Source organism: Pandoraea soli (genome assembly GCF_902459595.1).
Classification (GTDB): Bacteria; Pseudomonadota; Gammaproteobacteria; order Burkholderiales; family Burkholderiaceae; genus Pandoraea; species Pandoraea cepalis.
The window spans coordinates 1-11692 of the sequence record NZ_CABPSG010000029.1; the positions used below are offsets into that span (position 1 = coordinate 1).

Annotated in this window: 9 protein-coding genes; 5 read left to right on the forward strand and 4 right to left on the reverse strand. The window is 64.0% G+C overall.

The features are described from left to right. The coding region (locus PSO31014_RS21965; protein WP_174976621.1) for an autotransporter outer membrane beta-barrel domain-containing protein at positions 1-438 on the forward strand (438 nt) is incomplete at its 5' end. Positions 439-1011: 573 nt separating this feature from the next. Further along, positions 1012-3288 (forward strand): autotransporter outer membrane beta-barrel domain-containing protein, encoded by a 2277-nt coding sequence (locus tag PSO31014_RS21970; RefSeq protein WP_150553556.1) that lies wholly within the window; start codon positions 1012-1014, stop codon positions 3286-3288. A gap of 237 nt (positions 3289-3525) precedes the next feature. On the opposite strand, the gene PSO31014_RS21975 is transcribed toward PSO31014_RS21970, so the two are convergent. Both PSO31014_RS21975 and PSO31014_RS21980 read right to left on the reverse strand, forming a co-directional pair. Further along, positions 3526-4590: a porin gene (locus PSO31014_RS21975; protein ID WP_150553557.1), complete on the reverse strand. Its 1065-nt coding sequence runs from the start codon at positions 4588-4590 to the stop codon at positions 3526-3528. Between the two features lie 519 nt (positions 4591-5109). Beyond that, the gene (locus PSO31014_RS21980; RefSeq protein WP_150553558.1) at positions 5110-6039 is read right to left on the reverse strand and encodes a LysR family transcriptional regulator; all 930 of its coding nucleotides are present in this window, start codon (positions 6037-6039) and stop codon (positions 5110-5112) included. An 82-nt stretch (positions 6040-6121) separates the two neighbouring features. On the opposite strand from PSO31014_RS21980, the gene PSO31014_RS21985 reads away from it, so the two are divergent. From PSO31014_RS21985 to PSO31014_RS21995, 3 genes are all read left to right on the forward strand, one after another. After that, positions 6122-7096, forward strand: coding sequence for an NAD(P)-dependent oxidoreductase (locus tag PSO31014_RS21985; RefSeq protein ID WP_281349153.1), 975 nt, complete (start codon positions 6122-6124; stop codon positions 7094-7096). A 102-nt stretch (positions 7097-7198) separates the two neighbouring features. Then, positions 7199-8713: an aldehyde dehydrogenase family protein gene (locus tag PSO31014_RS21990; RefSeq protein WP_150553560.1), complete on the forward strand. Its 1515-nt coding sequence runs from the start codon at positions 7199-7201 to the stop codon at positions 8711-8713. A gap of 397 nt (positions 8714-9110) precedes the next feature. Continuing rightward, positions 9111-10478, forward strand: coding sequence for a DUF3100 domain-containing protein (locus PSO31014_RS21995; protein WP_150553561.1), 1368 nt, complete (start codon positions 9111-9113; stop codon positions 10476-10478). 104 nt (positions 10479-10582) lie between these two features. Here PSO31014_RS21995 and PSO31014_RS22000 read toward each other — a convergent pair whose 3' ends face one another. Continuing rightward, positions 10583-11155, reverse strand: a complete 573-nt coding sequence (locus tag PSO31014_RS22000; RefSeq protein WP_150553562.1) for an EF-hand domain-containing protein — start codon at positions 11153-11155, stop codon at positions 10583-10585. A gap of 102 nt (positions 11156-11257) precedes the next feature. Continuing rightward, positions 11258-11524, reverse strand: a complete 267-nt coding sequence (locus tag PSO31014_RS22005; protein ID WP_150553563.1) for a glycine zipper 2TM domain-containing protein — start codon at positions 11522-11524, stop codon at positions 11258-11260. Positions 11525-11692: the final 168 nt, after the last annotated feature.

An 11692-nucleotide genomic window follows, 5' to 3' on the forward strand; every position in this document is an offset into this window, starting at 1 on the left:
GTGAACATCGATCCGTCGGTGGGCGTGCGCGTGGCATCGACGCGCCTGAATGCGTTCGACGAGACGAACCGCGACGGGCAAGGTACCGACGGCCTGAAGGTGGGTTCGCAATCGCAGACCTCGACGCGCGGTGTGGTGGGTGTGCGTCTGTGGAGCGAAGTGGCGAGTATCGCGGGCGGCAAGGTGGCGCCGTCGCTGCGCCTGTCGTACGAGCACGAGTTCGGCAACACGCAGAGCAGCCTGACGAACGCGATCTATGGCGCGCCGAGCGGCTTCACGGTGAAGGGTCCGAAGCTGGGCCGCGATATCTTCACGGCGGATCTGGGCGTGGACATGCAGATCAAGAAGCAACTGGAAGTGCGCGTGGGCGGTAACGTCAGCGTACGCAAGGGCGAGAGCGCGCTGGGTGGTGGCATCTCGGCGAAGTATCGCTTCTAAGGGCGTGAGCAGGACGCTTTCCTCGCAAGGGGAAAGCGCGGATTGCTTCCCAAGGCAATCCGTGTGGCGCAGCGAATCGTCATGATCGGTGCGCTTAAGGCTTCAAACCATTGGGTCGAAACCCCCGTTACTTATCGGTAACGGGGGTTTTGTTATTGGGCGACGCTTCCTGAAAGCGGAGATAACACCGTTAAAAAAATGCGCCGGTTGGTGGGCGCAATTGGTGCGCCGATCATTCGCTGCCGTGTGGATCGATCCGGTGAATTCCATGTGCACTTCGCGCTGCCGGTGACCTCCTGGTGCTTCCCATGTTGTGAGGGATAAGGGCTAGGAATGGATCGACATATTGGCGAATTATTGACATTCCAATGATATTCGTGGGGATTTTCACTCTGATTTTCGTGGGATATGTCCCAAGGCGAAGGTTTTGGGTGAGTAAATTCCCAATGCCCCGGTTCAAAGACCGTTAATACGTTAATCACGTCCTAAGATTCGTGTCACTCATCGGATGCAACGCAACTTGCGGATTGGCATTCGACATTGCCAATCACGAATTTAAGAGGGACGTAGAACATGAAGATCAACGCTATCGACACCCACACGGGACTCCATTCCACCCAGGACACCGACACACTCGCGGCCCGCGTACGCCGTACGGCAATCGCTGGCGCCGCTGCTGTTGCCCTGACGGGCGGCGGCATGGTGAGCGCCAACGCCGCTACGGAAGTGGTGGCCGAATCGAGTGCCGCGGAAGAGAACTGGAAGCGAATGGGTCGGACGGCGGCCAAACAGTCGGGGCTGTCGATGGACCGTGCGGCTCAGGTGATCGCCGACGCGGCGGACAAGAAGGCCGAGTTGGTCATGGCCCTCACGGTTGAGCGCAAGCAGACGAAAGCGCTCATGGATGCCAGCGATGCCGTGCTCAAGGCCGAAGGCAATTTCTTTCAGCGTGGACTTGATCAAGCCGAAAAGCGCCTCGACAAGGCGCGCGCCAACCTGAGCAAGGCAACGCAGATGCGTGAAGCGACCCAGGCACGTCACGAGTCCCTGGCGCAAGAGAAGGCCAATGCGACACTGACGCTGTGGCAGAACGCGGCTGCGCAGTTGACGGCCGCTGCCTCGAACCAGGAGCCGACCGAGTCGCTGACGGTCAAACACGAGCGCACGTTCACCGATGCGTCGGGCCTTTCGACGGACGACTTCTTCAAGCGCATCGACGACGCCATCGCCCGCGGCAAGGAAAACAACGCGAAAATGGCCGCGGAACTCGACAAGCCGGCGTTCCTGAAGCAGAAAGACCACGAAATTGCGAAAGCCAAGCGCGCCCTCGAACTCCTGAAGTCCAAGCAGAAGGCCAAGCTGATGGTGGCTAAGGCCCCGCTGGTCGAAACCGCCTCCGCACTCGGCGTGCCCGCACCGGCACCTGCGATCGCCGAGATCAGCGAAGTGGCCGCCGCCGCGACCGAGTCGGCAGCGACGGCAACGCCCGCCGTCGTGATGGCGGATGCCTCGGATGTCGACTGGCGCAAGTGGATGGACGACAAGACCCGCGAGATCAAGGAAGGCGCCGAGACGACGGCTCGCATCGTCGAGACGAGCGAGCATGCCACCGACGAGGAAAAAGTGACGACGCGTCAAGTGCTGACCGAAGTCATTGAAACGCTGGAACAGGAACTTGGCGAGTCGAGCGGCGACGATGGCAAGGAAACCAATCCCGATGACGTCACCCGCGCGGGCGTTGATTCGACGGACACCGACGTCGGTGACAATTCGGCGGATACCGTTGTGGGTGTCGATGAATCCATCGCTACCGAGTCGCCTGCGGAGCCCACCGAATCGGAAGCCTTGGTGCAACCCGTCGACCCGGCCGTCCAGGCCATGGCCGCCGGCGTCGTGCTGACGCAGATGGCCAACGCGGCGCAGCAGAACGCCGATCTGTTCCGCAAGGGCATGCAAGACCGCCTGTCGGGCGACGATGCGTTCATGCAGCCCACGGACATCGCCTCGGCAACGAGCGGTATCTCCACTTGGGCGCAAGCCATGGGCGGTCAGACGACCGGCCAGGCGCGCGGCGACGTCGCTGGCTTCTCCATGCGCGGAGCCGGGATGGTCGCGGGGATCGATGCCAAGAAGAACAACACACGTGTCGGCGTGGCCGTCGGCTACGGCGATGCCAGCGTCGACGCCAACGGCGCGAACAGCCAGAACGCCTCGTCGAAGGTCAGCACGTATAGCGTCGGTCTGTATGGCGCGCACGAAGTCGACGGCTGGTTCGCGAACGGCGGCGTGTCGTATAGCGCACACAGCATCAAGAGCCAGCGCACGGCCAAGCTCGGTGGCGAGGTCTATGGCCTCTCCGGCAAGACGAGCGCTACGACCATCGGTGGCTTTGCGCAGTTCGGCAAGCATATCGTCACCCGCGCCGTGAACATCGACCCGAGCGTCACGCTCAAGGTGTCGAACACGTCGGTCAAGGGGTTCACCGAGCACGGCGAGGCGGGCCTCAAGGTCGACGGCAGCCAGTTCAACTCGGCCCGTGTGGGCATCGGCGCCCGCCTGTGGAAGGAATTCGGCGACGAGTCGCACAGCATCACGCCGTCGCTGCGCATTGCCTACGAGCGTGAGCTGGCGCATGCGGCACCGTCGATGGACGTCGCCCTCGCCAACGCGGCGAACGCCGGCACGATGACCGTCACGGGCCACAAGCTCGGCCGCGATATCGTGAGCGCGGAGGCGGGCATCGATGTGAAATTCGGCAAGAAGCTCTCGCTGCGCGGTGGCGTGAACGGCAGCCTGCGTCAGGGTCAAGCGCAAGCCGGTGTGGCCGGCTCGCTCAAGTACGTCTGGTAATCCAGAGGTGAGCGGGTGCCGGCACGTTCGGCGCCCACTTCGCGAGGTAGTAGCAGTAGCAGCAGTCCGTGAAGTAACGGCAGCAATCGCAGAGGTAACGGCAGAAGTAATCGCAGTAGTGATCGCAGTAAAGTGTGTCCATGCAGTCAAAGAAAAGCCGTCCGGCAATGCGCCGGACGGCTTTTTTTCGTCTTGCGTTCGTGCGCTGCTTTCGCGCTTTCCGTTCGCGCGACCCGATCAGAACGAGTGCGACACCCCGATGTAGGCACCGGTCTGGCTCTTCCCGGCGGGCGGATTGTCGAGCGAGTCGCTCGGAATGGCCGCGACCGAGAAGTTCTGGTTCGAACTGTTCTTCACAAAGGCGAGGGTGCCATACAGGAACGTGCGCTTCGAGAGGCTGTATGTCGTGCCGACTTCGAACATGGTGGCGTTGCCGAAGCCCCCCGGCACGTTGACGTGATAGATCGCGGCATTGGCCGCCCAGACCTGCGTGGCTTGATACCTGACGCCGGCCCAATAATGGTCGGCGCGTGTGGCGAAGTCGGGCGACGGGGCGTCCGGGGCGGACATATGCGTGTAGCCCAGCGAAATCGTGAAGCGGTTCAGGAACACGTTCGCGCCGGCGAAGTACTCACGCGAAGTGGCGAAGACGTCGGTAAAGCGTCCGGTGCTATCGCGAATTTCGTCATATAACGCGCGCAACTGGAACCGGTCATGTGTGTAGGTCAACTGGGCCCCCATGCCGCGCCCGTTGTTGAACTGCCCGGCGATGTTGGAGAACGCGTATTGGCCCGCCACGTCGAAGCCGTACCAATTCGGGCTCTGGTAGTTGACGGTGTTGCTCGCCTGCGGCCAGTTACGCCCGCGCACCAGCGACGCCGAGGAGAAGGCTTGCTGCTGGAACGGATCGAAGTCCCAGACCCCGTTGCTGATGAACAGATTTCGCCCGATCGTCAGTTGCCCCCACGAGCGGGAGTTGAAGCCGACCAGCGCGCGCCGGTCGAAGATCGAACCCGCGCCATTGTTGTTGAAGCCGTTCATCAACTGGAAGCCGCCTTCCAGGTTGAATACCGCATGCAATCCTTGCCCGAGATCCTCATAGCCGCGCAGGCCGAACAGGCTCGTGCCGTAGTCGCCGCCTTGCGCGCTCCAGCGCGAGACGGTGCCGCCGTTGCCGTCCTGAAGGTGGTTCATGAACTGAAAGCCGCCATCCACGCGGCCATAAAGTTGCACGCTCGACTGCGCGTGCGCAAACGTGCCGATGCTGCAAAGCAGGCTCGCTGCAATGAGCTTCTTTTTCATGGTCTGCTCCCCAGTTGCGTTTTGCCCCGCACCTTCTTGCGCGGTTATGACCGTCGTCGTCGCACAGCGTCCAAGCGAAGACAACACGAGATGTCGTCGGAAAAGCTTGAAAAGCCTGAAAATTCGTTACGAGTGACAAAGTATCGGGAAGCGGGCACGCCTGGGCAACGGGCGCCGCATGGGGGAATGCGGGCGGTTACGAGTGATGCCGTCACGCTCTGGTTGTCAGAGATCATCGTCATGGCAGTCCACTGGCGTAGAGTCGGCGGCGGTGCGGCGCCAATACAGGCGCACACGTGGCCATACGACCGTATTCGGCTGGCGAGGCGGCAGGCGATGCCTCGCATGTCATGGACTGCGACGCAACGAGCCGTTATCACCCGGATGGCTTCATTTATAGACGAATTCCCCAGCGTGCAACATCGGGGAAAGGCTTAGTACGACGATTGTTGCGTGCCAACAACCGAAACCGGGCGACGCGGCGACCCGGTTCACGCCCGTCGACGTTGGCCGTTCACGTCAGTCCGGGGCGCCAAACGCTTCCATCTTGCTCTCCAAATGGGTCAGCAAGCGGTTGGCCGCGCCGGACAGCCGCCGGCCGGTACGCGTGACGAGATGGGCTTCGGCCTGATTGAGAATCGGGTGATCGATCGGCAGCGCGCGCAGCTCGCCGGCCTCGATCTCCTGCGACACGGCAAACGCGGGCAGGAATGTGGCGCCCAGTCCCGCGCGCACGAAATGCTTGAGCACGGAAATCGAGTTGGTCGTGACCGCGGGCGTCAGCCGATACTTTTCCGACTGCTCGGCCAGCGCCATCAACTGGCGGGTGCCATACGCCCCATGCATAAGGGCGAGCGGCACGTCGTAGAGCGCGTCGAGCTTGAGTCCGCCGGCCGCGCGACACCGGTCGACGAGCGGCGAGTCGGGCGCGACGATCGCGTGCACCGGTTGGCGCATCTGCGCGCGCGACACGATCTTCGGTTCGATCGGCGGGTTATAGACCAGCCCGATATCCGCATCGTCTTCCGCGACCAGCCGCATGACTTCGTTGGTTCCCGCCAGATCGAGCGTGAGCGTGATGTCCGGATAGCGCTTGCAGAAGTACTGCAGCGGCGCGCCCATCAGATCGCTGACGAATCCCTCGCCGACCGCCAGCCGGATATGCCCGCGCCGCAACCCCCGCACCTCCTGCAGCTTGGCAAGCAAGTCCTCCTGGTGCGCGCGCTGTTCCCGGTAGTACTCCATGAGCAACCGGCCGGCCTGCGTCAGGTGGACGCCGCGTTTGTGACGTTCGATCAACGGCAGCGCCATTTCGGCCTCCAGCAAGGCGATCTGGCGGCTGACGGCCGAAGGGGCAATGTCGAGTCTGTCCGCCGCGGCGCGCACGGTGCCGCACTGGACGGCTTCAAAAAGATACAACAGTCGGTTTTCGTTGATGGCGGGTGTCATACCCTAAAGACTAATTTTTAGAACAAAAATGTTCAAGCGTTGTCATTGAGCGTCGATTTTTTTCATCCCACACTGCCCGTCAATTCCCAAGCGTTGGCCGGCGCGTTCGGTCGACGAAGCAACCCGATGTCGCCCAAGGGGGAGACGTCATCCTCGCAGTCAATCTGGAGTCAACATGAAAATCATCGGAGTGGTCGGACTGGGCAACATGGGACGCGGCATGGCGCTGTCGTTGCAGCGCGGCGGTTTCACGGTGCTCGGCTTCGATCCGTCGCCGGCGGCCGGTCGCGCCTTGGCCGACGCAGGCATCGGACTGCGGGCTTCGGTTGCTGAGCTGGCCCGCGAAGCCGACGCCCTCGTGCTGTCGCTGCCGACCTCGCAAGTCGTCGAGGCCGTGGTGAATGGCGCCGACGGGATTGCCGCGAACGGTCGCGAAGGCCTGATTGTCATCGACACCTCGACGGCCGATCCGGCAAGCACGCGTGGACTGGCTGCCACGCTGCGCGAGAAGGGCATCGCGCTGGTCGATGCACCGGTCTCCGGCGGGCCGAAGGGCGCCCTGAACGGCGCGCTCACGATGGTGCTGGGCGGCTCGGTGGAGGACATCGCGCGGATCGAACCGGTGCTCGCCGCCATGTCCGCCAAGCGCGTGCATATCGGCGACGTGGGCGCCGGTCACGTGACCAAGCTGATCAACAACCTGATGTGCGCGGCGCACCTGGTCGTGGCGGGCGAAGCGATGCGTCTGGCCGAAGCCGCCGGCGTAGCGCCGGCGCAAGTGCTGGAGGGGCTGAATGCCGGCTCGGGCCGCAGTGGCGTCACGCAGACCAATTACCCGACGTGGATCCTCAACAACGCGTTCGACTCCGGTTTCACGATGAAGCTCATGCGCAAGGACGTGCGTCTGGCGATGGCACTCGCCGAGCAGACGGGCACGCTCGCCACGGGACCGCTCTCGGCCGAAGTCGGTCGTCTGTGGGCCGCAAGCGCGGCAACGGTAGGCGATGACGAGGACTTCAATCGCATCGTGCAGTTCATCGAGCCGGGCCGGGCGTGATCGCGCGTCAGCCCGCTCCGGCGTTACGCCGGGTCGTTTGATTTTCCATTTTTGTTTGACGAAACGATGCGCCCGATGCGGCGCGTCGCACGGAGTGTTCTCATGGCAGACCCACAAGCCGCCGCCTTGCTCGGCGCATTTGCAAAGTTCTTCCCCAAGGCCACCACCCTCGGCTCGTTCGTGAATGGCGAACTGCTCGAAGGCACGGGTGACGCGAACATCGAGATCGTGAACCCGGCCACCGGCCAGACGGTATTGTCGTATCGCGACGCCGGTGCCGCCGTCGTGGCCCAGGCGGCCCACGCCGCGCAAGCCGCGCAGAAAACCTGGTGGGCGCTGACCCATGCGGCGCGCGGTCGCGTGATGCAGGCCGTCGGCAGCAAGATCCGCGAAAACGCCGAAGCGCTCGCGCAACTCGAGTCGATTGGCGCGGGCAAGCCGATTCGCGACTGTCGCGGTGAAGTCGCCAAGGTCGCCGAAATGTTCGAGTACTACGCGGGCTGGACCGACAAGTTCTATGGCGATGTCATCCCCGTACCGAGCACGCACCTGAACTACACGCGTCGCGAAGCGATGGGCGTGGTGTTGCAGATCACGCCGTGGAACGCCCCGGTCTTTACGTGCGGCTGGCAACTCGCCCCGGCTATCGCCATGGGCAACGGTGTGCTGCTCAAGCCGTCGGAACTGACCCCGGCCAGCTCACTGGTGGTGGCCGAACTGGCCGAGCAGGCGGGCGTGCCGCGCGGTCTCATCAACGTGCTCGCCGGTTTCGGTCACACCACCGGTCAGGCGGCGATCTCGCATCCGGTCGTCAAGAAAGTGGTGTTCGTCGGCTCGCCCGCCACGGGCAGCAAGATCGCCGCGGCCGCCGCGCAGCGCCTGCTGCCGAGCGTGCTGGAACTGGGTGGCAAGTCCGCGAATATCGTCTTCAACGATGCCGACCTGAAGCGCGCCTGCCTCGGCGCCCAGGCCGCCATCTTCTCGAGCGCAGGCCAGAGCTGTGTGGCCGGCTCGCGCCTGCTGGTGCAGCGCGGCGTGTACGACGAGATGGTCGACATGCTCGCGCGCGGCGCAGAGAAGATCCGCGTGGGCGAGCCGCTCGACGACACGACCGAAGTCGGCCCGATCTGCAACCGTACCCAGTACCAACACGTGATGAACATGATCGACGCGGGCGTCGCGGGCGGTGCACGTCTGGCGGCCGGCTCGCAGCAGCGCAGCGACGGCGGTTTCTTCGTGCGCCCCACGGTGCTGGCCGACGCGACCAATGCGATGGGCGTGGCGCGTACCGAAATCTTCGGTCCGGTCGTCGTGGCGATCCCCTTCGACACGGAGGAAGAGGCGCTGGCGATCGCCAATGACAGCGAGTTCGGCCTGGCCGGTGCGGTGTGGACGCAGGATGTCGCGCGCGCGCACCGTGTGGCGGCGCAGGTCAACGCCGGCACCTTCTGGATCAACGGCTACAAGACGATCAACGTGGCGTCGCCGTTCGGTGGCTACCACCATAGCGGTTACGGCCGCTCCAGCGGCATGGAAGCGCTGTATGAGTACACGCAGACGAAGAGCGTGTGGGTCGAGACCGCGGCGAACCCCGCCACGCCGTTTGGCTACGTCTGATGCCGGTCCGCGGCGAGCGTAGGGCCATCCGGAAGGAAGGGGTGTCGTCATGCGTTCGGTCGTCGGGGGGGCGTCGTGTCGACGGGGGCGCGCTGGACCGGGGCGACGGTCGTGAGACGCCGCTTGGCACGGAGCCGTTTCAGCCCGTGAGATTCGGGGCCGAAACGGCCATTTTGGCCGCGTATAATGCCGCCCTCGGGGGGTTCGGCGCGGAACGCTGTTGTTGTCACCGAGGCGTGCCAACCTGGCGAGCCGTCAGGCGTCATGGGGAAGTCCGACGGTCTGGGGACCGGACGGATGGCGTGCCGAATTTCCTTAACCACCGAAATGTTCGTACACCGTCCGGGTCACCGGACGGCACCGGACCGGTTCAATAGCAAGTGCAGGGGAGACCCAGATGGCAGTCATGGAAAAAAGCGCGGGCCAACCGCAAGGGGGCGCCTTCAGCGATGGTGTGCGCCTATATATTTGGGCAATCGTGATTCTCGTCATTGCGGAGCTGATCGGGGCGATCAGCATCAATGCGGGGCACGGCAAGATCGTGTTGTTGCCGATGGTCTGGGCGTTGCTGCTCGGCGCGGCGTTGGGTTTGTCGCAAGCGCGTCTGCCGCGTTTCGCGCAGATCAACCTGCCGATGCAACACAAGGCGTCGGCCATTCTGCAACCGGCGCTGCTGCTCTTCGTGGCCAAGCTGGGGCTGCTCGTGGGGGGCTCGCTGCCCAAACTCGTGGCCGCCGGTTGGGCGCTCGTGTTCCAGGAATTCGGCCATTTCGTGGGCACGATCATCCTGGGTCTGCCGGTGGCGCTGATGCTCGGCATCAAGCGCGAGGCCATCGGCGCGACGTTCTCGGTCGGTCGTGAGCCGAGCCTGGCCATCATCGGTGAAAAGTACGGCTTCGATTCGCCCGAAGGCCGTGGCGTGCTGGCCGAGTACCTTACGGGTACGGTGTTCGGCGCGGTGTTCATCTCGCTGTTCGCGGGCTTCATCGCCAGCCTGAATCTGTTCCACCCGCACTCGCTCGCCATGGGCGCCGGCGTGGGCTCGGGTTCGATGATGGCCGCTGCCGCCGGCGCCATCGCCGCGCAGCAAACGCCGGAAGTCGCCAAGGAAGTGGCCACGTTCGCCGCCGCCTCGAACCTGATCACGACGACCATCGGCACGTACTTCACGCTGTTCATCTCGCTGCCGCTCGCCGTGTGGGGCTACCGAGTGATGGAGCCGGTACTGGGCCGCATGAGCCGTCGCGGTCGTGCCAACGCCGAAGCCGCTGCGGTGGCCGACGTCGAAGCCGCGAAGGAACTCAAGGAAGCGAGCACGGCGCACACCGTCGAAATGAATTTCGGTGCGCGTTTGTTCGCCTGGGTGTTCTCGGGTGCGCTGGCGCTGGTCGGTAACACCATCGCCTTCAAGACGCCGTTCCTCGATGGCGTGCCGGGCATGGTCATCATGATTGGTGCCGTGATCGTGGGCGAGGCGCTGTACTACGTCACGCGCCGCAAGGTGCCCGCCGTGTGCTGGGTGTCGCTCATCGCGATGTTCCTGACGTCGCCGGCCTTCCCGTTCGCACCGATCGTCGAGCAGTTCACCGGCAAGATCAACTTCCTCTCGTTGGTCACGCCCATGCTGACCTACGCCGGTCTGTCGGTCGCCAAGGATGTGCCGGCGTTCCGTCGCCTGGGCTGGCGCATCGTGGTCGTGTCGTTCCTCGCGAACGCCGGTACGTTCCTCGGTGCTGCGCTGATCGCCGAGTTCTTCCACGTGTAATGCGTGCTCGTTGTGCGCAGCGGTGACACGCCGCGCACACGAAGCGAAAACGAATACGCCACGGCATGCCGTGGCGTATTTTTTTGCGCTACCGAACGAGGGGCTCAGGGTTTCGTAGTCGCCGCGTCGGCTTGCGAGCGCTCGTGATAGTAACGGCGGAAGTAAGCGCGAATCTCCGCGGGGGAGAGCTTGCCGTCGCGATTGGCGTCGATCCGCTCGAAATGCCGATCGAGGAACGGCTCGGCGGCCGCCGTTTCGTCGCGGCTCAGATAACCGTCGCCATCCTTGTCCGCCGCCTTGAAATAGCGCTCGAACGTGGCGCGACGCGCCTGCAACTGGCTGTGCTGATAGGCCGACCATTCATTGCGGTCGATCTTGCCATCGCGATTGGTGTCGATGGCGTCGAACGAGCGTTGCAGGTACAGCCCGAGCGCCGCGTTCTGATCCGACGCGTCGCCGTAGTCCGGGCCCGGTAACGGCGCAGGCGTGGGCGCCGAAGGTGTCGTCGGCACGACGCCGGTCATCGGCGCCCGCGTCTGTGCATGGCCGGGCAGGGCGACGAGCGACAGGGCGGCGGCGCCGGCGCAAAGCGTGACGACGGCGAGTGTCCGGCGCGCCATACGCCGTGTCGCGAGGGTTCGAAGCGTACGTTGATGGGGTGTCTGTTGAGATGTCATGCCGCGCTTCTCCTGATTCGTTGAACAGTGACGGCGGTATCGGCCTCGCGACGCAATGCGCTGACGAGACGGGGGGCCGCCCGATGACGGGGGGGGCCGGTATTAACGGCGACGGCGGTCGTCCGTGATGACGTTACCGATCACGCCGCCGACGACGGCGCCCCCCACGGTCGTGCCCAGGTCGCCGCCGGAGATGAGGGCACCACCCAGGGCGCCGACGCCGGCGCCGACTGCCGTATTACGCGATTCGCGAGGTGTCATGCCGCCGCATCCGGCCAGCGTGCCAATCAATGCGGCCCCTACGAGGACCGGGCCGGCCGAGCGTGACAGACGGGAGAGGTGCGAGATCCATCGTTGTGTAGTTTTCATGACGCATGACTCCTTCAAAGGGGGGGGCGTCGGCCCCCGGACAATCGCAGGCTTCGCCTGACGTTTAAAAAAACAGCGGTCGCTGACGGCGTGACCTGCCCTGAAAATTTCGTACCAATCAAATCTAGAGATAATGGCTCCTCAGCTCAGACGAGGAGTTGGTATGAA

Coding starts and splice junctions, on each gene's coding strand:
- PSO31014_RS22000 (WP_150553562.1), bottom strand. CDS start 11,155: ATGACATCTCAACAGACACCCCATCAACGTACGCTTCGAACCCTCGCG.
- PSO31014_RS21975 (WP_150553557.1), bottom strand. CDS start 4,590: ATGAAAAAGAAGCTCATTGCAGCGAGCCTGCTTTGCAGCATCGGCACG.
- PSO31014_RS21970 (WP_150553556.1), top strand. CDS start 1,012: ATGAAGATCAACGCTATCGACACCCACACGGGACTCCATTCCACCCAG.
- PSO31014_RS21995 (WP_150553561.1), top strand. CDS start 9,111: ATGGCAGTCATGGAAAAAAGCGCGGGCCAACCGCAAGGGGGCGCCTTC.
- PSO31014_RS21990 (WP_150553560.1), top strand. CDS start 7,199: ATGGCAGACCCACAAGCCGCCGCCTTGCTCGGCGCATTTGCAAAGTTC.
- PSO31014_RS21980 (WP_150553558.1), bottom strand. CDS start 6,039: ATGACACCCGCCATCAACGAAAACCGACTGTTGTATCTTTTTGAAGCC.
- PSO31014_RS22005 (WP_150553563.1), bottom strand. CDS start 11,524: ATGAAAACTACACAACGATGGATCTCGCACCTCTCCCGTCTGTCACGC.